General features: G+C 41.2%; 26 protein-coding genes. 12 read left to right on the top strand and 14 right to left on the bottom strand.

Going from position 1 to position 23005, the window contains the following annotated elements:
- Positions 1-117 precede the first annotated feature (117 nt).
- The 3 genes from V7K61_RS20200 (at position 118) to V7K61_RS20190 (ending at position 4441) form a co-directional block, all read left to right on the top strand.
- Positions 118-744: a cytochrome c oxidase subunit 3 gene (locus V7K61_RS20200; RefSeq protein ID WP_335055970.1), complete on the top strand. Its 627-nt coding sequence runs from the start codon at positions 118-120 to the stop codon at positions 742-744.
- 1208 nt (positions 745-1952) lie between these two features.
- Positions 1953-3206 (top strand): serine/threonine-protein kinase, encoded by a 1254-nt coding sequence (locus V7K61_RS20195; protein WP_335055968.1) that lies wholly within the window; start codon positions 1953-1955, stop codon positions 3204-3206.
- A 161-nt stretch (positions 3207-3367) separates the two neighbouring features.
- Positions 3368-4441 carry a PstS family phosphate ABC transporter substrate-binding protein gene (locus V7K61_RS20190; RefSeq protein ID WP_335055966.1) on the top strand — a complete coding sequence of 358 codons (1074 nt, stop codon included), beginning with the start codon at positions 3368-3370 and terminating at the stop codon, positions 4439-4441.
- A gap of 103 nt (positions 4442-4544) precedes the next feature.
- Here V7K61_RS20190 and V7K61_RS20185 read toward each other — a convergent pair whose 3' ends face one another.
- The 4 genes from V7K61_RS20185 to V7K61_RS20170 all read right to left on the bottom strand — a co-directional run bounded on the left by V7K61_RS20185 (position 4545) and on the right by V7K61_RS20170 (position 9187).
- The gene (locus tag V7K61_RS20185) at positions 4545-5165 is read right to left on the bottom strand and encodes a Uma2 family endonuclease (RefSeq protein ID WP_335055964.1); all 621 of its coding nucleotides are present in this window, start codon (positions 5163-5165) and stop codon (positions 4545-4547) included.
- A 284-nt stretch (positions 5166-5449) separates the two neighbouring features.
- Entirely contained in the window at positions 5450-7213 is a 1764-nt protein-coding gene (locus V7K61_RS20180) for a tetratricopeptide repeat protein (protein ID WP_335055962.1), read from the bottom strand.
- Positions 7203-8495, bottom strand: coding sequence for an ATP-binding protein (locus V7K61_RS20175; RefSeq protein WP_335055960.1), 1293 nt, complete (start codon positions 8493-8495; stop codon positions 7203-7205). Before V7K61_RS20175 ends, V7K61_RS20180 begins: the two co-directional genes overlap by 11 nt.
- Before the next feature lie 500 nt (positions 8496-8995).
- Entirely contained in the window at positions 8996-9187 is a 192-nt protein-coding gene (locus V7K61_RS20170) for a hypothetical protein (RefSeq protein WP_335055958.1), read from the bottom strand.
- A gap of 177 nt (positions 9188-9364) precedes the next feature.
- Here V7K61_RS20170 and V7K61_RS20165 point away from each other — a divergent pair, with 177 nt between their 5' ends.
- The gene (locus V7K61_RS20165; protein ID WP_335055956.1) at positions 9365-9730 is read left to right on the top strand and encodes a hypothetical protein; all 366 of its coding nucleotides are present in this window, start codon (positions 9365-9367) and stop codon (positions 9728-9730) included.
- A gap of 71 nt (positions 9731-9801) precedes the next feature.
- On the opposite strand, the gene V7K61_RS20160 is transcribed toward V7K61_RS20165, so the two are convergent.
- On the bottom strand, positions 9802-10092 hold the full coding sequence (locus V7K61_RS20160; RefSeq protein WP_335055954.1) for a type II toxin-antitoxin system RelE/ParE family toxin: 291 nt from the start codon (positions 10090-10092) through the stop codon (positions 9802-9804).
- Positions 10080-10427, bottom strand: coding sequence for a hypothetical protein (locus tag V7K61_RS20155; protein WP_335055952.1), 348 nt, complete (start codon positions 10425-10427; stop codon positions 10080-10082). Before V7K61_RS20155 ends, V7K61_RS20160 begins: the two co-directional genes overlap by 13 nt.
- Positions 10428-10547: 120 nt before the next feature.
- On the opposite strand from V7K61_RS20155, the gene V7K61_RS20150 reads away from it, so the two are divergent.
- On the top strand, positions 10548-10709 hold the full coding sequence (locus V7K61_RS20150; RefSeq protein WP_335055950.1) for a hypothetical protein: 162 nt from the start codon (positions 10548-10550) through the stop codon (positions 10707-10709).
- A gap of 153 nt (positions 10710-10862) precedes the next feature.
- Here the strand turns inward: V7K61_RS20150 and V7K61_RS20145 are convergent, their stop codons facing one another.
- Both V7K61_RS20145 and V7K61_RS20140 read right to left on the bottom strand, forming a co-directional pair.
- Entirely contained in the window at positions 10863-12704 is a 1842-nt protein-coding gene (locus tag V7K61_RS20145) for an SUMF1/EgtB/PvdO family nonheme iron enzyme (protein WP_335055948.1), read from the bottom strand.
- Position 12705: 1 nt separating this feature from the next.
- A complete protein-coding gene (locus V7K61_RS20140; RefSeq protein ID WP_334893118.1) occupies positions 12706-13101 on the bottom strand; it encodes a Pepco domain-containing protein in 396 nt (131 codons plus the stop codon).
- A 270-nt stretch (positions 13102-13371) separates the two neighbouring features.
- On the opposite strand from V7K61_RS20140, the gene V7K61_RS20135 reads away from it, so the two are divergent.
- Positions 13372-14280, top strand: coding sequence for an Rpn family recombination-promoting nuclease/putative transposase (locus V7K61_RS20135; protein ID WP_335055946.1), 909 nt, complete (start codon positions 13372-13374; stop codon positions 14278-14280).
- 104 nt (positions 14281-14384) lie between these two features.
- Here V7K61_RS20135 and V7K61_RS20130 read toward each other — a convergent pair whose 3' ends face one another.
- Genes V7K61_RS20130 through ndhC form a run of 3 tightly spaced genes read right to left on the bottom strand, consistent with a single transcriptional unit; the run spans position 14385 to position 15998 of the window.
- On the bottom strand, positions 14385-14915 hold the full coding sequence (locus V7K61_RS20130; RefSeq protein ID WP_335055944.1) for an NAD(P)H-quinone oxidoreductase subunit J: 531 nt from the start codon (positions 14913-14915) through the stop codon (positions 14385-14387).
- Entirely contained in the window at positions 14908-15645 is a 738-nt protein-coding gene (gene ndhK, locus V7K61_RS20125; protein ID WP_181930966.1) for a photosynthetic/respiratory NAD(P)H-quinone oxidoreductase subunit K, read from the bottom strand. Before ndhK ends, V7K61_RS20130 begins: the two co-directional genes overlap by 8 nt.
- Positions 15636-15998, bottom strand: coding sequence for a photosynthetic/respiratory NAD(P)H-quinone oxidoreductase subunit C (ndhC, locus tag V7K61_RS20120; protein WP_094333328.1), 363 nt, complete (start codon positions 15996-15998; stop codon positions 15636-15638). The genes ndhK and ndhC overlap by 10 nt, the downstream gene beginning before the upstream one ends.
- Before the next feature lie 324 nt (positions 15999-16322).
- Here ndhC and V7K61_RS20115 point away from each other — a divergent pair, with 324 nt between their 5' ends.
- The 6 genes from V7K61_RS20115 to V7K61_RS20090 all read left to right on the top strand — a co-directional run bounded on the left by V7K61_RS20115 (position 16323) and on the right by V7K61_RS20090 (position 18680).
- On the top strand, positions 16323-16658 hold the full coding sequence (locus V7K61_RS20115; protein WP_181930964.1) for a rubredoxin: 336 nt from the start codon (positions 16323-16325) through the stop codon (positions 16656-16658).
- Positions 16659-16799: 141 nt separating this feature from the next.
- Complete coding sequence (locus V7K61_RS20110) at positions 16800-17804, top strand: photosynthesis system II assembly factor Ycf48 (RefSeq protein ID WP_335055941.1); 1005 nt, start codon at positions 16800-16802, stop codon at positions 17802-17804.
- Positions 17805-17962: 158 nt separating this feature from the next.
- Positions 17963-18211 (top strand): cytochrome b559 subunit alpha, encoded by a 249-nt coding sequence (gene psbE, locus V7K61_RS20105; protein WP_094348030.1) that lies wholly within the window; start codon positions 17963-17965, stop codon positions 18209-18211.
- A gap of 9 nt (positions 18212-18220) precedes the next feature.
- Positions 18221-18358, top strand: coding sequence for a cytochrome b559 subunit beta (gene psbF, locus V7K61_RS20100; protein WP_012411801.1), 138 nt, complete (start codon positions 18221-18223; stop codon positions 18356-18358).
- Between the two features lie 8 nt (positions 18359-18366).
- Positions 18367-18489 carry a photosystem II reaction center protein L gene (locus tag V7K61_RS20095; protein WP_094332364.1) on the top strand — a complete coding sequence of 41 codons (123 nt, stop codon included), beginning with the start codon at positions 18367-18369 and terminating at the stop codon, positions 18487-18489.
- Between the two features lie 71 nt (positions 18490-18560).
- The gene (locus tag V7K61_RS20090) at positions 18561-18680 is read left to right on the top strand and encodes a photosystem II reaction center protein J (RefSeq protein ID WP_012411803.1); all 120 of its coding nucleotides are present in this window, start codon (positions 18561-18563) and stop codon (positions 18678-18680) included.
- 244 nt (positions 18681-18924) lie between these two features.
- On the opposite strand, the gene psaI is transcribed toward V7K61_RS20090, so the two are convergent.
- The 3 genes from psaI to V7K61_RS20075 form a co-directional block, all read right to left on the bottom strand.
- Complete coding sequence (gene psaI, locus V7K61_RS20085; RefSeq protein WP_335055939.1) at positions 18925-19074, bottom strand: photosystem I reaction center subunit VIII; 150 nt, start codon at positions 19072-19074, stop codon at positions 18925-18927.
- Between the two features lie 384 nt (positions 19075-19458).
- Complete coding sequence (locus V7K61_RS20080; RefSeq protein ID WP_335055937.1) at positions 19459-20334, bottom strand: hypothetical protein; 876 nt, start codon at positions 20332-20334, stop codon at positions 19459-19461.
- 132 nt (positions 20335-20466) lie between these two features.
- Positions 20467-22857 (bottom strand): hypothetical protein, encoded by a 2391-nt coding sequence (locus V7K61_RS20075; protein ID WP_442936343.1) that lies wholly within the window; start codon positions 22855-22857, stop codon positions 20467-20469.
- Positions 22858-23005 lie beyond the last annotated feature (148 nt).

The raw sequence follows: 23005 nt of genomic DNA, 5'->3' as shown, positions 1-23005 counted from the left end.
GAGTTAGGAGTTATGAATGATGAGTTATGACTTTAATAAAGTTGTTAGTTCAAAATTTTTAACTCCTAACTCCTAACTTTTAACTCCCCATTCCCCATTCCCCACTTATCAAAATTCATGCAAAGTCAAACTATTGACCCAGCTAAAACGGAACTGAATCATCACCACGCGGCGGAAGCGTCTGTCGGTCATCATGAAGAACATCCAGACCATCGGCTGTTTGGGCTAATTGTTTTCCTGATTGCTGAAGGGATGATTTTTATGGGACTGTTCGGAGCCTATTTGGCTTTCCGTGCGACCTTACCTGTGTGGCCGCCAGCAGGTACCCCAGAATTAGAACTATTGCTACCTGGAGTTAACACCATCAATCTAATTTCTAGTAGTTTTGTCATGCACAATGCCGACACTGCTATTAAAAAGAACGATACACGGGGTGCGCGAATCTGGTTAGCAATTACCGCTGTAATGGGTGCTACTTTCTTGATCGGTCAAGTATATGAATATACCCATTTAGAATTTGGTTTAACTACCAATTTATTTGCCAGTGCATTCTACGTTTTGACTGGTTTCCACGGATTGCACGTTACTATCGGTGTTTTGGCAATTGTTGCTGTGTTGTGGCGATCGCGCGTTCCTGGTCACTATAGTAACGAAAAGCACTTTGGTATTGAAGCAGCCGAAATCTACTGGCACTTCGTTGACGTGATTTGGATTATTTTGTTCGGATTACTGTATCTACTGTGAGTATTAATTAATTAGTTGTTCAATCCACGCGGACAACTTAATAAGCCCCCACTAGGGGGCTTTTTTAATTAACAGAATAAAAATATCAGTGTAAAAGATTGTAGAGACGTAGCAGTGCTACCCTTATACAATGGCTACAGATAACACATATTTATTGTTTGCCTAAAAAAGTTAAATAAAAAATATACAAAAACAAGCTAAGACTATTCCCACTATTACTTTTACTATAGGAATCCGGTTTGATTTCTGAAAAAAATTAAGTATTTGTAGGGTGCGTTATGACTTTAGTCTAACGCACCAAAGCCTTGAAAATGGTGCGTTACGCTTCGCGATAACACACCCTACGTGTTGTTCAAAAATCAAATAGTAATCCTATAGATGCAATTGAGTTATTGGAAGTGATATGGATGCAAGTAAAGTAAAAGGTGGGAAAGGTCGGAAAAGTAGGATGTTTTGGAGAAAGTATTGATTAACCAAGGTTTTACCCCACCCTAACCCTCCCCTTATAAAGGGGAGGGAACTGGCTTTTCCTGTTTCCCCCCAAAATATCGGGGGGGGTTAAGTGGGGTAATTCGACCTGTGTGTACACCGTAGCCTTAATAAGGGGGGAACCGGAAAAACATCTATCAAAGTCCCCCTTAAAAAGGGGGATTTAGGGGGATTAAGATATGTGCAACTTCACATTAAATTGGTATTAACTCAAAAACCATTACTTGATATTTAACTCAAAAACTTACCCGATATTTTTTAGTTTTTTCGTCAAACCCACATTGATCTGACAACGCGATCGCACTTAGTAACGACTAAAATCTGGTAACAAAACTGTGGCGAACACTGTAAGGGTATTTGTGCCTTTAAATTTCAATATTCAAGGTTTTGTCAGTAATCAGACTTGGCAGTTAAAATAAATAACCATCCTAACTCATAGAATATTAATTATTCTCTGCCCACAGTTTAAATCCTGTGGACTAGTGTTAAATTTACTTAAGTGATAATATTACAGAAGTATTTCATAAATTAATTTTGTATTAAGATACTTATAAGGGTATTAAACAAAGCAATCAAGCAACTAAGTAGCAAACGTATCTAAAGCATAGGTCGCGCGATGGCTAACTGCCACAAATACCAGTAAATCTAGCAGCAAGCAGTTATCCATAACCTCACTCAAGCTCTGAATGGTCAGTAAATTAAGAAGTAGTATACGCCACATGAGCCAGAACCCTCTAGTCAGAAAAACACTCCGAAGTCGCTTTGAAACTGTCAAAGTGATGGGAAGCGGAGAATCTGGTAATACTTACTTAGTAGGGGGTGCTACACGTAGCAGGCATAGATACTCTCTCAACAGAAAAACACTTCGGAATCGCTTTGAGATTGTCAAACAGTTAGGAAGTGGCGGTTCTGGTGATACCTACTTGGCTATTGACTTGGATTTACCAGGACAACCTCATTGTGTCGTTAAACATTTTCACCCGAAAGATTCCAACCCTGCTGTTCTACCCATCGCTAAAAAGCTATTCGATCGGGAAGCGGAAGTTTTATACCAGCTAGGCAATGACCACGATCAAATTCCGAGACTGTTTGCCCATTTTAATGAAGATGGAGATTTCTATTTAGTCCAGGAATTCATTGACGGTCATGCGTTGACTCAAGAAATTGTCCCAGGTCAGCGTCTTAACGAGAATACAGTCGTAAATTTATTAAAAGATATCCTAGAAGTACTGGCTTTCGTCCACCAACACGATATTATTCACCGAGATATTAAGCCTCAAAACTTAATGCGGCGGTACTCCGATCGAAAGATTGTGCTAATTGATTTTGGGAGTATTAAGAAAATTGGTGCCTTGGGAGCAGGCTTAACAATTGCTGTTGGTACTCCTGGCTATATGCCAAGCGAACAAGCTAAGGGAAAGCCAAAACTTTGCAGCGATATCTATGCAGTCGGGATGATTGGCATTCAAGCTTTAACAGGTACAATACCTGAGCAATTACCAGAAGATCCCAGTACTGGAGAAGTTATCTGGCGCGACAAGGCAGAGGTAAGTGATACTCTGGCAAATATTTTAGATACAATGGTTCGCGATCGCTACAACCAGCGTTATCAGTCTGCCACAGAAGCTTTACAAGCGCTTAATTCTGATGTAACGTTGTCACATTCTCCACAATCTGCTGACATCAACCACAAGGCTGATGATACCTATTTGCTAACTTATAGAAACTTTATTTTGCTGCTGGGCATCGGTCTTGGTGCAACCACTAGTTTAATAGTAATAGTTTTAATCTACACATTTATTAATACGGGGACATCGCTTCCAAATCAACCTACTCCACTAAAGAGTTTTCTAGAAAGATTTGTTGAGTTCCCGTTAACTAATACAAGTAGTCTACTAGCTAAAGCAGCACCTAACAGAAGAATCTGTCAAAGCAATTGCACCATTGCAAAAACTACCAAAGAGCAAATTTAATTTCACTACATTAGAAAAGTTAATCATCTAGCAGCAATCATCAGACTGGCTATTAACTAGCTATTACAAATTTACTGTAAATTTAAATATTTCAAGATTACTGTAGGATAAATACTTAGATATTCCTGTAAGATAAATACAACTAAACAAAATTTAAAAATATGGACAATACAAATCAAAGAAAAGCTTTAATTAACAGCGAAATCTCCCTCTTTCTCAGAGGTTTGATTATTGGTAAAGTTCTCACACTTATGGTTATTGGCGGATTACTTTGGTGGTTATTGAAGCCAAATTTATTGTCCCGCAACAGCGTTAATTCCTCTAATCAAAATTTCAATCGCGTCTCTAATAATGCATCAACTTTTCAGACAGTTGCTGATGTTCCCCCTGCCTCATTCAACTACGGAGGTAGTACCGCTTGGGCATCTATTCGGCAATTAGTAGATTCTCAGATCCAGAGCGATCGCCCCGAACTACAATTACGCTATGTAAACCCTGTTAATGCTAGTCCTGGTTCTAGCTCCGGCATTCGGATGTTGCTTGATGGGAAACTAGACTTTGCTCAGTCCTCCCGTCCCCTCACAGATGAAGAAAAAGCTACGGCAAAAGAGCGAGGCTTCACCCTTGAGCAACGTCAAGTGGGTATGGATGGGATAGCAGTGGTAGTCAATCCATCACTCAATGTGCCTGGTTTAACTGTTGAACAATTGCAGCAGATTTATTTAGGGAAAATTACAAACTGGAGTCAAGTCGGCGGGCCAAATCTACCCATCACAGCTTTTTCGCAACGACCAGAGGACGCAGATACAGTAATATTCCCTAGCAATAGCGACTTAAAAGGGCAAGCATTTGGCGCTAATGTGCAATATGTCTACTCTGCTACAGAAGCAGTGCGCCAACTCAGTAAAACCCCTGGTGGTGTGTATTACGCTTCTGCCCGTTCAGTAATCTTTCAATGTAGTGTGAAAGCTTTACCATTGGGTAACACTTCTGGTCAGCTAATTACCCCGTATCAGGAGCCGATGGTTTCGCCTGAACAGTGTCCGCGTCAGCGCAACCAGCTAAATACTCAAGCGATCAAAAATGGTAGCTATCCAATGATTGCTAATTTGTTTGTGATTATTAAGCAGAATAAAGGTTCAGAACAGCAGATTGGAAATGCTTATGCCAATCTTTTATTAACTGACCAGGGGCAAAGGGCAATTGAACAAGCTGGTTTTGTTGGAGTTCGCTAGTAGATTTATTTGAAGGACAATTGAGCAAGCTTTCCAGAGATACCCGACTTGTTTAAGAGGTCGGGTATCTTATCTAGAAGTATAGACTTGTGCGCGATCGCGGCTACGACTGGGAACTACCAGCTTGCAGAATCTGTTGAGCAATCAAGTTTAATTGGGGAAAAATAGGTGATACGATGCGGTCATCACCTCTAAATTGAGTAACTCGGTATTCACCGTCAACTAATTGGTAGATAGAGATAGTAGGTTGTTTAGGATTACCGATAAACTTTTTACCACCAATAGCTAAATAATCAACAATCCAATATTCTTTTATCCCTATTTGTTCATATTCACCTAGCTTTTTATAATAATCATCTCGCCAGTTAGTACTAATAACTTCAATCACTAAAGGAATAGAATCGGCAAACTCAACTGTAGAATATTTCTGCCAAAGTGGCTCTAATTTTAAAGCAGGACGGTTGAGTAATAGCAAGTCTGGAGAATAGCAAGACTGACTAATAGCAGATTTAACTAATGCTGTTTTTGGGATGAAATAAGGTAGACCATTGCGAACGTACTCAACGGCAATTTTTTCAACCAAAAACCCGACAATATCTTCATGGTCTCCTACTGGTTGTGCCGTTTCAACAATCACGCCATCATGTAATTCATACCTTCCACCTTCAGGACGCCAGGCTGCAAAATCTTCAAAGGTTACTAATTTGGGTATAGCTTGAGTCATAAATTGCCTACCTTATAGCGTTTACTAATCATAAGTGGTTAAGCAAAATTAAATATATATAAATATATATTGCGATTGCTTCGTTCCTCGCAATGACAAGGGTTTGAAGTTTTCAAAATGTATAAATATTTTTGCACTACTACTTACAAGGTACATCATAGTCCCCTCCTCGCTTGCGGGGAGGGGGTTGGGGGTGGGGTTCTTGTACCTCACTCAACCGAGAACCGCTATAAGTCATTGTTATTAGGTTTTTCATCACAGATCATTCAAATCGCTACTTCCTTTTAATTATTCTGCATTGCTGCGGCAAGCTTCTCTAAATTTTGACGAACAGTAACACTACGGGGATGATTTACACCCCAGACTCGTTCACAAATATCTAAAGCTTGTAAATAAAGCGGTTCTGCTTCACTGTAACGTCCAGTTGCACGATAAATTTCTGCCAGATTATTAAGACTTTCGGCAACATTAGGATGATTTTCTCCTAATAGGTGCTTATCAAGTTCTAAGGCTTTTATACATAAGGGTTCCGCTTCATTGTAACGCCCCTGCTCCCTGTACATATAACTCAAAGCATAGATCGTATCTGCTAAAAGCGGATGCGCTTTTTGTAATACACGCTGCTTGAGTTCCAATGATTCTAAAAACAAAGATTCCGCTTCACTGTAGCGTCCTTGAGCGCGGTATATTAAACCTAAATTGTGCAAATCTGTGGCAACATCAGGATTTTCTTCTCCCAAAAATTGCTTATCTAATTCTATTGCTTGTTGCGATAACGGTTCAGCTTCACTGTAGCGTCCTTGATGATAATAAAGTAGCGCTAAATTATTTAGTATGAGAGCGAAAGAAAGATGATTTTCACCAACCAGACGTTTTTCGAGTTCTAATGATTGCAGATACAGAGGTTCTGCTTCGTTATAACGTCCTTGTTCATCATATAGTAATGCCAAATTGTTGAGACTGACGGCAACATCGGCATGGTTTTCTCCCCACAATCCTTTCCTCAGTTCCAAAGCTTGTTGATATAGGAGTTCTGCTTTATTATATTGTCCAGTTGATTTGTATAATCCTGCCAAATTATTCAGGCTAGTGGCAAAAGCAGGATGATTTTCTCCTAACAGGCGTTTCCTCAGTTCTAAAGCTTGTTTATATAGTGGTTCGGCTTCAGCATAGTTTCCCGTTGCACGATATATTCCTGCTAAATTGTTGAGGCTATTAGCTAAGTCTATCTGCAAACCCAATTCATTTTGTAGCTCACTCGCCTGACGCCAATATTTAATTGCTAATTCCTGTTCTTCTTGATAGTTTTGAGATTCACCCCGATCTAATCTGCTGTGGTAAATATCGCCCAATCTTGAATATAAAGTAGCCAAGGTAGGATCTTTAGTTCCCTGTTCTTGTTCTACTTTCTCGATTAGCTTTTGTAAATCTTGAATAGGTAAGAAAAAGCGATTAGTTTCATTAGTATCTGTGCTGGCTAATTCTGTGTCTCGAAAAACAAAGCGGATATTTTCTAGTTCTTTACCAGGAATAGCATTCGTCTTTTTAGATTCAAACCGAAATACACCATTGCGCCAACTCCAAAAATCAGGAGCTTTTTTAATCAGGCTGACTAAAATTTGGTTAGTTACCCAAAGCACGATCGCAAATGGAAATTCGCGCAATCCTTCCCTTGTCCACTGTAAGTAACCAAAAAATTTCTCCTGTTCCGATTGCTCATTTCCCAACCTGAGAAAATACAATTGTTCAGCACCCGTCACAGTGATTACCGCCGGATGCTGCTGACGGAGATATTCTTCTTGTTGTACCAGTTGGTTAAGAGCAGCTTTCAGGCTTGGTTCTTGACGTGCTAAAGTTACTCGATATGCACCGAAGGCGGGTTGTAGTTCGGCTTCATATTGAGCAATAATCTGCTCGCGAAAGCTAGCATCATCGCAAACCGCAATCAGTAAATTTAATCCCCGCTTTTGAGCTTCAATAGAAACAATTAAATCATCATACGCATCCTGATTTTCTCCTTCATCATCTAATAAATCTTCATTTAACATTAATGGCTCCCTGTCTTCTCAAGCTTTCGATAATAATTGGATGAACATCATACCAAGTTTCATCGGTGCGATATTCTAGAACATATAGCCCATGTAACAAATCTAAAAACTCTGCTTGTTTGGGATCGTTGGGCATAAATTGTTCATACACACTCTGCAAAATATCGATATCAGTTTTTCCTAAGCGTATGGAAAAATCATTGCGAATTTTATTGATTGCTTGCAGAAGAATTTTATCATCAATGATAACTTTGGCTGAAGGATTACGCCGAATCGTTCGCAAACAAATGCGGCAACATTCCTTAGAAATGCGAATTAACTCTCGCAATACGCCACCACTGTAAATTACGATTTTTTCAGCCGTTTCAGGCGCAATTAATTCACTAGGAATCCGCTTTTGTAAAACTTCACCGAGAATCTTTGTTGCTTCCGGGCGAGGTTGGGCATTTGGGAAGCGATTTTTACCTTTATCAAATATTTTTAAGACAGGCATTGCCACAACTTGATCGTTGGTTTCAGTGGCAATAATTGTGCTAATAAATGTTTCTCGAAGAACTGCGATCGGGATGGTGTAGATAATTTGAAAATTAGGTTGACAGAGAGCTTTAATATTATCTCGATAAATTTCGTTAACTCTGCCTAAGTCAAGTTTATCTAAATCATCAATAATTACTAAAACGTTTTGTTTAGTTGCAGCTTGAATTAGTGCAGCGATTTCGTTAATTCTGGCAACTAAATCTGATAACTTGCGTTCAAATTCTTGTTTGATTTCATCTCGAACACTAGCATCAGCTTTTAATTTAGAACTAATCAATTTTAAAAGGTCAAAACCTATACTAGCTTCTGCTTGCAAATTTAATTCTTCAGTGCGAGTGCGGGTAGCAAACCACTTATAAAGAGCTTCTTTAGTAGATTGTGGAATATCAACTTTGCGGGCTTCGGCCTCGGTCATTAAATTAACTGCGATCGCAAACAGTATATTAATATGATTAACAGCCGACATTTCAATTTTGTCAGCAATAGAAAAGAGAACTACAAAATATTTATCTTGAATTTGTCGGCTAAACTCAGCTAACAAAGTAGACTTACCACATCCTCGATGTCCTGTAAAGACTATTTTGCCATCTCCATTAGGGCTATCTTCCACTAATTGGTTCAGGTCTGCAATCAAATCATCACCATATTCGACTCGAAATCTTTCCATTTCGTTCCGTTCCATCAACGGAAACAGTTCGAGATTGCTGTATGCTTCTTGAAAGGAGTTTAATAAGTCTTCAGACATTGGATAGTGCCGTAAACGTGCTAACTATTCATATAATGGCTCATGATTTTTGAAGCACAAGTTTAGGTCATGTCTAGAATAGAGTATGCCTACATAATTTCTCAAATTCCGTTAATAAATAACTACTAGGTGAGTGGTATGTTATGTCTTAAAAAGAGATACCCTAATTCCCAACATTCAACCTATCAATAAGTAACAGAGGTCAATAATCAATAATATAGAATGATAGATTATACATTCGATAATTTAAACTGAATGATAGATTATACAGATAACATCCTGAAAGCTACTTAACACATAAATAAAATAAAATTTTCAGTTATAAAAATAAATTTTTAGTGCGCTTCGTCTCATCCCCCTCTAGCGGATGTAATGGTAGCTGTTGTTACTATTAGTTAGTAGTCTGTCAAGGAATAATTGACGAGTACATTCTTTGTAGAGACGGCGATTTATCGCGTCTCTCTAACGCGTCAATTTTTTAGACGCGATAAATCGCGTCTCTACATGAGATAAAGCTCCGCGACATCAAAACCTGCTTTTGCGACATCAAAACTAGCTTTTGTGACATCAAAACTAGCTTTTGCGACATCAAAACTAGCTTTTGTGACATCAAAACTAGCTTTTGCGACATCAAAACCTGCTTTTGCGACATCAAAACTAGCTTTTGCGACATTAAAACCAGCTTTTCTCAACAAATTTCAGCAAATATACCCGCATCTATCAAGTTGGCTAATGCCATCCAATGCTTTTATAATTCTGTAACTTCACTGTGGCTGCTGCATCTGCCTATTGCGTATTCTGATGATATATAAGTAACTCAGTGTATAAAGTCAGGGTTATTTATAAATAAATCCAAATAGGAAAACTATATGCAACGGAAACGAAACTCCATCTCACTGACTAAAGCTGAACGACGGATTGAAGGAATGCAGACAATTAACCCTGAGTTAGACTTTAGTAATGGGTTTTCAATTGCTACTTACAACACTAAAGTAATTGAGTTACGAGAAAAGTTAGCCGCTTATAATCAAGCACAAATAATAGTAGATAAGACACACAATGCATTAATAGAAGCAGAACGTGAGTTGAATACTTATTCTGAGCAAATGCTGTTGAATGTTGCATCTCACTATGGCAAAAATAGTGATGAGTATGGGATGGCTGGTGGAACGCGCAGGTCAGACCGCAAGAAACCACGCCCAGTAGTAAACCAAACAGTGACATCTGTGAAGTAATTGTTTGGACTCGCCGCTTCTTTAAATAAGGGTGCGTTGACCTTTGTGACAACGCACCATTAAAATTAATACTAACGAGGTCGATTCTCTCGCCCGTGATAGATGCGTAGAATAACAACATCATCCTCAAAAATAACGTAGTGAATTATAAAGCCGTACTTACCAAAAGAAACCAAAAGTTTTCGTAAGCCTGCTATTTCATCTACAATTGCACCTCGACGAGGATTCTGCTCTAGACTTTCGCCTGAAGAAACAATTGCTTGTACTGCGCGTGCTGCTGCATCAGGATTATTCAGTTTTACAAAATCGTAATGACGATTTAAGTCGTCAATTGCAGTTTCTGTCCAAACTATCTGGGACATGGACGTTCTCGATCTGTTCCTAAACTGTCTGCCCATTCACGCACGCGATCGTGGGCTATTCCTGAACCTGTAGAACGGTAAGCTTCGAGAGCAGATTGGCTCTGTTGAACCATTTGGGCTTCAGTAAGAGGTTGAAAATTTAATTCTGTGTCTATCTCTCCGTACTCAAATGATTCTTCTGTTGTTTGAGTAGCTTGATGTGTCAGTAATCGTTCAAAATCTTCTAAAGAAGTGGATGTACCAGTCAGCCACGTTAACAGGATAGTTTTCACCTGTTCTCCGGGTAATGTTTTAAGACGCTCTAAAATTTGCTGCCTAATATTGCTTGCTGTCATAAGCTTTTAATTTTTGTAGTAGCTCTGCTATGAATACAACTTTTTTCACGAGCATATTTAATTTTAACCTGCACTAGATATTGGTATTAGCCAGATTTTAGGATTTTAATCAGTCCAGCGATGTCTACGACGGGCTACGCCTACGCACCAATTACGATAGAGATGCTGAGTGCGATCGCAAATGGGCTAAAGGTATTGTCAAACCTCAAATTAGACTTAATTGTAAGTTGGGGTGGTCAAATTATTGACTTTTTCAAAAAGTCGGGAATCTCGCAAAATTAATTGAGTCGAACAACTGTTCGGTTTTGCAACCTACCAAGCTATCCGACTCGGTTTTATATTCGGAGGTTGTCGCCTTCCTCGCTGATTCAGGTCTGGACTCCCTGGTGTACGCTCGATAAATTCCCACTTATTAACTCTGACTTTGGGGAGTACTCAGGTCACAGCCACCGCCACCACACGAAAACCAACATCGGTTATACGAAACGCGCGAGCGTAATTGCCGCGAATGGCAGAACGGCAATTACGCATGCTGTCAAGCCAACTACCGCCACGCAGCAGCTTAATGTCATTATTTTTACTAGTTAGCCACGCACTACCATTTTTTGGCGCACCCTGGTAATTGTCATTATATGCATCTTGACACCATTCCCATACATTGCCATGCATATCGTATAAACCGAAAGAGTTTGGTGGAAATATTCCTATATTTGTTGTTTGTTCACGATATTCGCCCTTTGGTGCAGAGCCGTAAGGATAGTTACCGTTGTAGTTAACTAAATCTGTGGTAATCGTTTCACCAAAATAAAACGGTGTAGTTGTCCCCGCACGACAAGCATATTCCCATTCAGCTTCGCTAGGTAATCTATATTTACGTCTTGTCTTCTGGTTTAGTTTTTTACAAAATTCTACCGCTTCATCCCAACTTATTTGTTCTACAGGTAGCTTATCACCTTTAAAATTAGAAGGATTATTGTTATTACCTAGAATTTTTTGAAAAATGTTAATGTTACTACCCATAATTGCTTGATACTGCTCCTGGGTAACTAGATATTTCCCCATGAAGAACCCAGGAACTGTTACTTGATGCGGTGGACTTTCACTATCGTATCGTTCCGCTTCCCCTCGTGGTGAACCCATCGTAAAGGTTCCCCCTGGTATCTGCACCATTTCCAAGGTGACACCATTCCCTAAATCTTCTTCAAAATATTCCGCTTCTTCATTATGGCGGTTAGTGATATTTCCTTTTACATTTACTGTAACCACTTCAAATTGAAAGGTTTTTAAGGGATTTTTTTCAACTGTAAATATTCCCTTAGTGGAATTTTCAATCCTAGAATTAGGCAATGGTGAAGATGGTTCTTGAGGTTCCCACCGCAACCTTTCAATTCTTTGAATTGCTTTGATTGCCTCCATATCTTGCCCTGAAGCCGCAGCTAATACCCGAATCCATAATTGCTCTGCTAAATCTAAATTCCTGTTTACTTCTGCTTGGTAAGCATCATTTTTCAACGTGGCGATATCTGCTAGAGTTGCATATCGTGGCACAAGTATTAGGTGAGATTTATTCACAGGTTCAGCAATCACATAAGGCGTTTGCCTTGTATTCTTATACTGGCGAACCAATTCAGGCACACGAAACTTGAGATATTGCTCCAATCGTTCAACAGTAGCGCATTTACCTTGAATTCCTAACCCTTCTAGTAACGCAGTGGTAAAAGCACCTTGTTGTAAAGCATCAATTTCATAAGAATATTGCTGGGGAATACAAGAAAAAATGCTGATAACTCCCTGTTGACGTGCTTCTTCTGCGGTTTGTCGCCCAATTCCTTCACCTGTTTTTTTGCCTTCATTGCGACAAGCATCCAGAATCAAGATAACATTATCAGCACCGCAGCGACGCAGACGTTCACTCACAAAGTTAATCGCAATTGCCGTGTTTTCAATATCCTCTGGATCGCCATCACAGGGCATGAGATAATCACGGTCAGCGTATCTTATCCCATGACCACTGAAGAAAAACCAGAAATTATCCCCTGCTCCCATAAAGGGTTTCTCAAATAACTGTCGTAAGACTCGCAGCAAGTTAGTGCGAGTTGGGCGAGTCGATTTTCCAGCAAGTTCAGGTGAGTCATCGGAGAAGAAGAATATCCGCTCAAATCCAGCTTCATTGACCAGAAACTCTTGCATTAACAGTGCATCCCGCTTGGCATAGTTTAGCGGTTGCAGATAATCATACTGGTTAATACCGATCGCGATCGCCCAATTTTTTGCCATCTCACCCTGGTTCTTGGCGCTTAAACTTCAGCTTAATCGCTCCTTTACTCCCAGCTTTGACACCACTGCCAATTAATTTAACTTCCCCATCTGCACTAATTTCTACCGATAGCTCAATTTCATCTAGCTGCATCTTGGAGTTGACTTTTGCTTGCTGTTCAGCTTGACTAAACAAACTTCCCACGAGTTTGAGAAAGTGAGTCATATTTTGCTCTAATGTTTGAGCGCTAACCTTAACGGCATCTCCTACCCCTTTGCTACCAGTACTATCCCTGATAGGTTCCTCTCCCCAACTGCGTGTATTAGTACTCACGCCTTTAGCACCATCAGGAATCGATATTTGCGGCACTTCATCCGTCACAATCCAAATGCCGTCGTTTTGGGGTGTTTCTGACATATTACTTTAAATATTTAGATTAAATTGTCCCACAAATACAGATACAACGGTAGAGATAGCGATTCCGATTACTAGGAAATCTTACTGAGCATTTTAGCGATCGCACTGAAATTATCTCAGATTGGGTGCGATGTCTACGATGGTCACTGAGCCAAGTCGAAGTGCGGGCTTTGTCTACGCTTTCTCTAAATAGTCCAATCAAAAATCTGAATATCTGTAATCCAGTCTTAAGTACAATTATTTGATAACTTTCAATGCGTTTACAACCCCATGATAAAACCCGCCGATGTCAGCACCAAACGCTTAATCAGCCTTGCACCTGATAACTGGGTAAAATGGGTAACGCAAATTCCTGATATTGTTGCTGGCGAAATTCTCAACTCAGAATTTCAGTGGATAAGTCGAGAAAGTGATGTTTTAATCCGTGTCGAAAGTCCCCAGCAGGGAAAATTTCTCGTTCTTAACGAATTACAACTCCGCTATAAACCGGAAATGCCGCGCAGAATGCGTGCCTATGCAGCACTTGCAGAAGAAAAATATAATTTGCCAACGTATCCAGTACTAATTAATATCCTCAAGGCAAGTGACGCTGAAATACCGACAAGTTATGCATCAAATATTGCTGGTTTACGTGCTATTCAAGATTACCGTGTCATTAACCTGTGGGAAGTTGATGTCGAGATTGCTTTTCAACAACCCTTACCATCCTTACTGCCGTTTGTACCCATTCTCAAAGGTGGTGAAAATGAATCTACTATTAGAGAAGCATTACAAATTCTTCGTGCTGATGAACAACTAAACCAACTAGAAACAGTCTTGGCTTTTTTTGCTACGTTTGTTTTAGAGAGTACGCTCGTTCAAGAAATTATGAGGTGGGATATGGCTGTATTACATGAATCGCCTTGGTATCAAGAAATTTTACGCGAAGGAGAAGCACGTGGAGAAGCACGCGGGGAAGCACGCGGGGAAGCACGTGGAGAACTGCGAGGAAGAAAGGAGGAATTATATTCAGGAATTGAATTAGCATTAGAAATTAAGTTTGGCAATCAAGGTTTAGAATTGATGCCGATAATCTCTCAAATTACAGATTTGCAAAAATTAAAAGCAATTCAACAGGCAATTAAAACAGTAAATACAGTCAATGAATTACAGCAAATTTTGTCAACCGACTTGACATGAAACACCAAAAACATAACCCCTCTCCGCCACCGGAAAGGGGTTAATCACTGCCGAAACCACTATCTTGTACAGACGCGATTAATCGCGTCTCGATTCAGCAATCTCTAATAAGCGTCTTGCAACTCGTAGAAATCAGGCGAGATGTAATCCTTCCGCAAAGGCCAACCTACCCAATCTTCCGGCATCAAAATCCGCTTGAGATTTGGGTGTCCTTCGTAGATAATGCCGTACATATCGTAAGACTCGCGCTCTTGCCAATCTGCGGTCTTCCAAATCCAGTACACAGAAGGCACTACAGGATTTTCCCGTGGTAAGAACACTTTAACTCGAACTTCTTCGGGGCGATCGCTATTATCACCGACTTTAATCAAGTGATACATACTCACCAATTCTTGTCCTGGGCCAAGGTCAATACCACCTTGACACTGGAGATAATTAAACCCATAAGCATAAAGGGCTGTAGCGGTAGGAAGCAAAAAATCTGCCGTCACCTTAATTATCTCTACACCATTCTTGTCTGGTGCTAAAAACTCATGGTCAAAACCATTTTCCGTCAACCACTGGGAAACTTTACCCGCTTGTACCAATGACTCTTCTTTCGCTGCTGGTACTGGTTTAGATTCTTCTTCAGCCACGGGTTTGTTCCTCCTTTTGCGCCTTTTCTGTCAGCAGTGCAGGTGGTATTGGCATACCAATCGCTTCCGCCAATTCCTTCGGTGGTGCATAGCGAGTGTCTGACTGCAAATACTTACCAGTTAAGATTTCTTCTACTGGCTTCAGGTTATGAGTCGTACTGTAATAGCGGTGGGTTTGCTTAATTTTATCCCGCTCTTGCATCGATTCATTGGAGATTTTCTTCCGCAGCTTAATGATTGCGTCGATAATTGCTTCTGGACGGGGAGGACAACCAGGTAAGTACACATCCACAGGAATCAGTTTATCGACTCCGCGCACTGCTGTGGGGGAATCAACGCTGAACATCCCGCCAGTAATTGTGCAAGCACCCATCGCAATTACATACTTTGGCTCTGGCATTTGTTCATAAAGACGCACCAGTTGCGGAGCCATCTTCATCGTAATAGTCCCTGCCGTAATAATTAAATCAGCTTGGCGGGGGCTAGAACGGGGAATTAGTCCAAAACGGTCAAAGTCAAATCGGGAACCAATTAAAGCTGCAAACTCAATAAAGCAGCAAGCAGTACCAAATAACAACGGCCACAAACTAGAAAGCCGCGCCCAGTCGTAGAGGTCATCAACCGTCGTCAAAATGACGTTTTCTGAAAGGTCTTGAGTGACATTGGTACGCTCAATGGGGTTGATGATTCGTTCTTTACCCTGGGTTGTTAAGTTAGAATTCAAGACCATTCCAAAGCTCCTTTACGCCATGCGTAAACTAAAGCGACTACAAGAATTGCAATAAAGACTAGCGCTTCAATAAAAGCCAATAGCCCCAAACGGTGGAAAGCTACCGCCCAAGGATACAAGAATACGGTCTCCACATCAAAGACGACAAAGACCAGAGCAAACATGTAGTAGCGGATGTTGAACTGAATCCAGGCTCCCCCGATGGGTTCCATGCCAGATTCATAGGTGGTGCGACGTTCTGGGCTGTAACCACTGGGTCGTAGGAGCTTGGAAGCTGAGAGCGCTAAGGCAGGTACTAGGCTACAGATGATGAAGAAGCCTAGAAGGTACTCGTAACCGCTGAGGACAAACACAATGAGTATCTACCGCTTATGGAGTATTTTAAGTAGTGAGTTTTGAGTGCTGAGTGCTGAGTGCTGAGTGCTGAGTGCTGAGTGCTGAGTAGGGAATCTCACTTCTTTACTCAGAACTTTCGGAACTCGGAACTGTTTTACCCAACGCCCAATCCCTTAACTGCGTAACTTTCTTTTACATTATATCTGTTTGGTTTTTCTGAAATCTGGGAAACAGACGGACTTCAAGTATTTGATTCACTTTTGCTAGTGATAGAAAAGTCTAACAATTATGTCATAATTTTTAACGTATATTTAAGATTTCTTCTCTGCGAGGCCTTAGCCATGAGCGAACCAGCTGTTGAGACTCCGGTGTTAGACCGCTACGAGTGTCGCGCCTGCGGTTATGTTTACGAACCTGAGAAGGGAGATGACAAGCATGATATTCCTTCCGGGGTACTCTTTGCAGAACTGCCCATAAATTGGCGCTGTCCAGTTTGTTCTGCTAAAAAGACCGCTTTTGCCAACATCGGCCCTGCCGGTACTGCATCCGGCTTTAAAGAAAATCTCGGTTATGGTTTGGGTGTTAACAACCTAACGCCAACCCAAAAGAATATCCTAATTTTTGGTGCTTTGGCTCTTGGCTTCTTGTTTTTTATCAGTCTTTACGGCTTACAATGACAGCCTTTAAGAAATTCCAAATAACGCTCTCTACCAGAGGCTTTACACTGCGCTAACAAAATTCAAAATGAAAAAGCCAGGACTTTACAGCATCCTGGCTGCCAACTCCTACAAAAATTTAGAAATAACTAAGAAATACTGATGCATTCAATTGTGAAAGGTTGGCAACGAATATTTGCCTTGTTAATAGTAGTCGTGATGTGCATAGGTTGTAGCCAAGTTCCCTCTGTTAGCTACAACCCTTGGAAAGTAATTTCTGTGCCAACAGACTCGAATTTACTGGATATTGCTTTTACTGATAACCTTGAGCATGGCTACTTAGTCGGTAGCAATGCCACCCTATTGGAAACCAATGACGGTGGTAATACCTGGAAACTAATAACACTGCAACTGGATGAGCAGAAGTATCGCTTTGACTCAGTAAGTTTTACAGGCAAAGAAGGCTGGATTGCCGGAGAGCCTGGACTGTTACTACACACTACCGATGAAGGTGCTTCTTGGTCGCGTATCCCCCTGAGCGAAAAGCTACCTGGTAGCCCGATCGCAGTTAAGGCGCTAGCAGACAATACAGCTGAAATGGCTACTGATGTGGGAGCCATATATAAAACTACAGACGGCGGCAAAAACTGGAAAGCCCAGGTGGAATCAGCAGTGGGTGTGGTGCGTAACTTGGAACGTTCTCCTGATGGTAAATATGTTGCCGTTTCTGCTAAGGGTAGCTTCTACTCGACTTGGGAACCAGGCCAAGATGCTTGGGTTCCCCATAACCGCAATAGTTCTCGACGAGTAGAAAACATGGGCTTTGGTGATAATGGGCAATTGTGGTTGCTAGCTAGAGGAGGTCAAGTTCAGTTTAGTGACCCAACTAAATCTGAAGAATGGCAAGAGCCAAAATATCCAGAGTTATCCACCAGTTGGGGTTTACTGGATTTGGCATATCGCACACCCGATGAAATTTGGATAGGTGGCGGTAGCGGTAATTTGCTACGCAGCGGCGACGGTGGCAAAACCTGGGAAAAAGACCGTGACATAGAAGAAGTTGCGGCTAATTTGTACAAGATTGTGTTCTTAGAGCCAGAGCGGGGATTTATAATTGGCGATCGCGGCGTTTTGCTCAAATATCTACCAAATCCTGAAGCAGCTTAATGGGGACTGGGGACTGGGGACTGGATACGAGTTTTCCCAATACCCAATACCCAATCCCCAGTACTTATTTCTGAGAAGAACGTTGCAACTTGTAACTCTTTCTTATCTTTGTAGGATAATAAACTCAATAACACTCTATGTATAAGGTAGGGATCTAAATGTCAGGTACCACTGGAGAACGTCCGTTTTCGGACATCATTACCAGCGTTCGTTACTGGGTAATTCACAGCATCACCATCCCGGCATTATTTATTGCTGGTTGGCTATTTGTCAGCACCGGACTGGCTTATGATGCTTTTGGTACACCCCGTCCCAACGAATATTTCACACCAGCACGCCAAGAAGTGCCAATTGTGAAGAACCGTTTTGAAGCGAAAAAACAAGTTGAAGAATTTATTGGAAAGTAGTTTGAGATCATGACTAGCGGAAACAACATCAATCAACCAGTTACCTATCCAATTTTTACCGTTAGATGGCTGGCAGTACACACATTAGGTGTACCAACTGTATTCTTTTTGGGCGCGATCGCCGCAATGCAATTTATTCATCGTTAGGAGCAACTATGGCAGAAAGATCGCCCAATCCCAATAATCAGCCGGTTGAACTAAACCGGACTTCGCTATACCTGGGACTACTACTAGTTTTCGTTCTGGGGATTCTGTTTTCCAGTTACTTCTTTAACTAACTGAGAACTAGTGTTGTTAGTCTTTGTTTATTGAACGTGTGTTGATTTGTTGTTAAGGGAGGAGAGAAGCTGTGTCTGGAAGTGGGAGAATTCCCCTGTGGGTCGTCGCTACGATCGCAGGTTTAGGTATAATTACAGTCTTGGGCATTTTCTTTTATGGTGCCTACGCCGGACTCGGTTCTTCGATTTAACATTAGTTAGTTTGAACCGAATACTATAAGTTAGAACTTTTCTAGCATTTGTTGAGAAATCAACGTTAAAAAAACCGCCTGTCTCTATGAGATGGGCGGTATTAATTTTGGTCATTTGTCCTTTGTCTTTTGTCATTTGTTTTTTGCAAATGACTAATACTTCTCTACGAGAGGCTGCGCCAACGGCTTCTCTACGAGACGCTGCGCGAACGCTCAGTAGAAGTGACTAATGACTACATCAGTATCAGTTGATATCGCTGATATCGTCGCTTTCAATGTATAAAAACAGAAACGCGAAGACTACACCTGGCAAAACCCAACCAATTATGGGCACGAAGATAGCAGACAAGTACGAAGTACTAGCCAAGACAGTAGGTAAAAAAGAAGTTGCCATAGTAAAGGTTCCTATGAAATCACACTACAATTCAAGATGAGCTTACTGCAAATTCTGCCAAATTTTTAAAATTCTTTCATATTTTTAACACAGGGGAAGATATGAGGCCGCGATCGCCTATTCACCATATAATCCATCATTTTCTCACGCAGTCCAACTATAAGACTTGATACTGTAAGCTTTTCCCTGTTGTCTGCTAGGTTGTTAAGTCTGTCTAATTGATTGTCCAGTTTTGAGAGTGCTGGGACTTCTACCTCTAGCTGAATAGGGAAATCAGCGATGCTTAAAGTGGCAAGCTACGCACTACCGCCCCTAAAGCTCTTAATCTAAAATCTTTATTAGTGAATTCAGTGACAATTATCACCTGTTACTGAGAATTAAAAATTAGAAAGATTCGTCCTCATCATCTTTAGACAGAGGCTCAGGTGCTAGCAGGATGACAGGATGAGGATTGTACGTAGTTGGGGGTTGGAAGTACAGCAAACGTACCCCTTTGGCTTCTAACTCCTGTGGTTCTGTGTAGACATCGTAAGCTAGATTCACATACCAGGATTTGGATCTGTCTATGACTTGCGCCAAAGCGTTATCGATGCGTTCGGCAGAACCTTTAAGTACTTCATCTTCTAAGTTAAATAATGACTCTGAATCTGGAGCTTCTAACAACACCCGCTCGTACTCAGTTTCAATCCTTGCAATTTCAGGATCTTCGTTCACTCGCATTGCCGCCTCCATCGATTGTGGCACAGACAATAGATAAAACTGCGGGAACAAGCCTGGTGCATCAATTTGTTCGCCATAAAACTCATAACTTTCACCTTCTTCATTGTCAGCCGAACCAGAAATGAAGATGTGACCTGTTGCATCAGTTTCTACCAAGATACCGTTGATGTCACGAGTCACCCAAAAATGAAAAGCATCGCACCCTAATTCCATTGCCAGTGCTGACAAACGAGGACGACTAGCACCTTCTGCACGCGCACAAAGCAGATCGACTGGCCAAGTCTTAACAATCGTCCACCCGCTCTTACCAGCAAACAAGCCAACAATCCACCCACCCTTTCCATTAAAAAAGCATACAATTCCCTCTTTGCGTACAATTACTTCCCACAGATATTCATCCAGATTGCATACAAGCTGAGGAGGCTGGGGAATACGCAGACAGTCTGGCTCCTGTTCTAACAAGCGCGTCACTTCCTGTTCGATCGCATCAAAATTGTCTGAACGAATACAAGTGGTATAATTCGCGTACCTAGAAAACACCTCAAACCTCCGATGCTTTTAATATTTATTTACGTTGTTAATTGCTTACCTCACTTCCCTTCAGTGGCAAGCTGATTGCGCTATGTCAGCAAAATAGCGCAATCAGCTTTACCAAAAACTTCCTGTACCACCTCACATACCCAAGAGTTCATCTAGTTGCAAGCTTGGCAAGTCTGGAGGAATCACGGTTCGCACTATTGTGACTTTATGACTCTCGTGTTGGGTTGTAAGATCGAGTGCGATCGCTCCTAAGCGAATTTCCAAACAGCCAAAGGGAATGTTTAATTGTGTCATCACTTCCAAATCTCCCGACACATTAGGAAGTAAATTTGTCAATAAATGGGGGCCATCTAGTAAGCAGCGAGTTTGATAATCTTCCAGCCATAACTTGACAACAACTTGCAGAGGTACTTCCGGCAGTACTACGCGCACGATGACAGACTTGCCAGCAATTAATTCACCTTCTGGCACATACAAATGTGGAGTTGGCAAAGGCTCAGTGGCTGCTGCAATTAGAGGTAAGGAAGAAGATGAATATAACAGTGGTTGCTCCTTTTCTTCAAAGGTATAATTCTCTGTTGTATCGCCTTCCAGTTCGCTATCTGTATCATCTACAACGATTTCTTGCGCCAACCAAGCTGACGCTATATTCATTTTTATTGGAGGGGGAGGGGGCGGTACTTGTGTTAACAAAGCCGATGAGATTGTTGATTCTTCTAGTAATTTTTCTATTTCCGTATCTTCTCCAATCCCTAGTTCCACTTCCTTGGCTGTGTCTATATCTTCCCCAAAATTCTCAAGTTCAGGAGCCAACCCTTCGACTTCTTCCCATGTCTCTTGTCCCTTGGGCGTTTCAGTCAGGAGAAGTTGTGAACTGCTCCAATCTTCGCTCAGATTATTCTCCGTGTTGGCATCTAGGTCTAACGGCAAGTTAACATCAACATTCGCATTTTCTGCACTAGGAGGAAGGGGTATTTGCTGTGGTGGAACATAGTTATTGTAATCTTGAAGTTGCAGATCGTTGATAGATTCAGGCAAAGAGTATCCTTGGCTCTGCATCCACTTCCTGAGCAGGGGAGATGAATAAAGGTTTCCGGTTGTAATTAATTGTGCATTTTGGGGGGTTTCGACTTCAGAAACAGATTCTTCCTGAAATTGTTCATTTTGCGGGGCTATTACTTCAGAAACAGATTCTTCCTGAAATTGTGCATTTTGTGGGACTACGACTTCAGCAACAGATTCTTCCTGGAATTGTGCATCACCTACTACTAATTCAGGTATATTTTCATCTTCAGCCACAGTTGCGTCCAACTTTGGCAAGTCTTCAGCCGCTTTAACTTCCAATGCATCTGGAGGAACATTGTTTTTTACTTTTTCTTCGGCATCATCTGGCGAAGCTTGTAGCCGTTTCAAGTATGGCAAAGTAGTCTCAAGTATTGGCATTCGACGTTGCTTGATGACCAACTGCTCTAAGTTGATAGTGGCTATAGTAGCAGTAGCATCCTTTTCTACAAGCTCCTCCGGTGTCTGTGGTTCTGCAACAACATCTGTGGGAATGTTGGCATTACTTTGAATAGGAGGTAGTTTCGGTAATTGAGGCAACGAAATGCTTGAATTCTTGAACTTAGATGTGCGCAGATTAGCTTCTCGCAGAACTTGCAGGTTAATTTGCGCTGGTAAAGGTGTGTTTGGAGATAGATGAACTATCTGAGACTGGTCTGTTTTTGGAGTCTTGACCAGATTTAATAGTTTCAAATCTAGCCTAACAGGTGTCTCTGTTTCTGTGAAAGCAGCAGATAAGTCCGATGTTGCTACGAGGTTATTTAAAGATGTACTGGATTTTGCTGCGGCTGTGATTGCCAGTAATTCTGTTACATCTGCTGTAATTGTAAAAGACTGGCTGGCTAACCGAATGACTTCACCAGCATCGGCGAATCTACCATACAAACTGATGTCTGCCAAAATTAGCTTGGATTCACAATCAGCAGGAATATCAATTGAGGTATTGATACTAAAGGGCAACTCCTTATTATCAGATAAGGGTTGCCGTACTTTAGTCAAGATTTTCGAGTTATTGGGCGATCGCAGTTCAATTTCTACTTCAAGCGCCCGCAAGCTTTTTGGAGATAATGTTTCATCCCAATCTAGATTTGTCTTTTCTTGGAATTCTATGTACCCGTTGATTATCAGAGCTTGTCCCCAACGAGCAATATAATTATCCTGACTTAAAGTTAGCAGTAATGGTGGGGGTAGTTGTGTTGCCGAAGAATCTGTAACCTTTTCATCTTTGGGCAGCAGTTCAGAGGTGGGTAAAGCTAAATCTATTAAATTTTGTAAAATCTGCTCTGCCGTCTCTCCTTTGAGCCACACAGGACTTACAGGCTGAATATCTTCATCTTCTTCCGTTTCATCTGGTACAACAGTGATCGCAAGGTTGCTATCTGTAGTAATTGTCAGTACTTCAGAAACTGCGATCGCTCGATCTAGCTCAATTGCAGTTTCTGCTGGGGCATTAGATTCCAAGTTCTCTTCATCTGGCGCAACAGTGAGGTTGCCATCTGTAGTAATTGCCAGTCCTTCAGAAACTGCGATCGCTCGATCTAGCTCAATTGCAGTTTCTGCTGGGGCATTAGATTCCAAGTTCTCTTCATCTGGCGCAACAGTGAGGTTG

It is taken from the genome of Nostoc sp., from assembly GCF_036918015.1.
In the GTDB taxonomy this organism is placed as follows: Bacteria; Cyanobacteriota; Cyanobacteriia; order Cyanobacteriales; family Nostocaceae; genus Nostoc.
Note: the sequence above shows the minus strand (reverse complement) of the source record. Positions and strands in the feature narration are given on the sequence as shown.

Bases quoted from the DNA above. Each gene is read 5' to 3' on its own strand.
- V7K61_RS20200 (WP_335055970.1), top strand. From the start codon at position 118: ATGCAAAGTCAAACTATTGACCCAGCTAAAACGGAACTGAATCATCAC.
- V7K61_RS20195 (WP_335055968.1), top strand. From the start codon at position 1,953: ATGAGCCAGAACCCTCTAGTCAGAAAAACACTCCGAAGTCGCTTTGAA.
- V7K61_RS20190 (WP_335055966.1), top strand. From the start codon at position 3,368: ATGGACAATACAAATCAAAGAAAAGCTTTAATTAACAGCGAAATCTCC.
- V7K61_RS20185 (WP_335055964.1), bottom strand. From the start codon at position 5,165: ATGACTCAAGCTATACCCAAATTAGTAACCTTTGAAGATTTTGCAGCC.
- V7K61_RS20180 (WP_335055962.1), bottom strand. From the start codon at position 7,213: ATGTTAAATGAAGATTTATTAGATGATGAAGGAGAAAATCAGGATGCG.
- V7K61_RS20175 (WP_335055960.1), bottom strand. From the start codon at position 8,495: ATGTCTGAAGACTTATTAAACTCCTTTCAAGAAGCATACAGCAATCTC.
- V7K61_RS20165 (WP_335055956.1), top strand. From the start codon at position 9,365: ATGCAACGGAAACGAAACTCCATCTCACTGACTAAAGCTGAACGACGG.
- V7K61_RS20160 (WP_335055954.1), bottom strand. From the start codon at position 10,092: ATGTCCCAGATAGTTTGGACAGAAACTGCAATTGACGACTTAAATCGT.
- V7K61_RS20155 (WP_335055952.1), bottom strand. From the start codon at position 10,427: ATGACAGCAAGCAATATTAGGCAGCAAATTTTAGAGCGTCTTAAAACA.
- V7K61_RS20150 (WP_335055950.1), top strand. From the start codon at position 10,548: ATGTCTACGACGGGCTACGCCTACGCACCAATTACGATAGAGATGCTG.
- V7K61_RS20145 (WP_335055948.1), bottom strand. From the start codon at position 12,704: ATGGCAAAAAATTGGGCGATCGCGATCGGTATTAACCAGTATGATTAT.
- V7K61_RS20140 (WP_334893118.1), bottom strand. From the start codon at position 13,101: ATGTCAGAAACACCCCAAAACGACGGCATTTGGATTGTGACGGATGAA.
- V7K61_RS20135 (WP_335055946.1), top strand. From the start codon at position 13,372: ATGATAAAACCCGCCGATGTCAGCACCAAACGCTTAATCAGCCTTGCA.
- ndhK (WP_181930966.1), bottom strand. From the start codon at position 15,645: ATGGTCTTGAATTCTAACTTAACAACCCAGGGTAAAGAACGAATCATC.
- V7K61_RS20115 (WP_181930964.1), top strand. From the start codon at position 16,323: ATGAGCGAACCAGCTGTTGAGACTCCGGTGTTAGACCGCTACGAGTGT.
- V7K61_RS20110 (WP_335055941.1), top strand. From the start codon at position 16,800: ATGCATTCAATTGTGAAAGGTTGGCAACGAATATTTGCCTTGTTAATA.
- psbE (WP_094348030.1), top strand. From the start codon at position 17,963: ATGTCAGGTACCACTGGAGAACGTCCGTTTTCGGACATCATTACCAGC.
- psbF (WP_012411801.1), top strand. From the start codon at position 18,221: ATGACTAGCGGAAACAACATCAATCAACCAGTTACCTATCCAATTTTT.
- V7K61_RS20095 (WP_094332364.1), top strand. From the start codon at position 18,367: ATGGCAGAAAGATCGCCCAATCCCAATAATCAGCCGGTTGAACTAAAC.
- psaI (WP_335055939.1), bottom strand. From the start codon at position 19,074: ATGGCAACTTCTTTTTTACCTACTGTCTTGGCTAGTACTTCGTACTTG.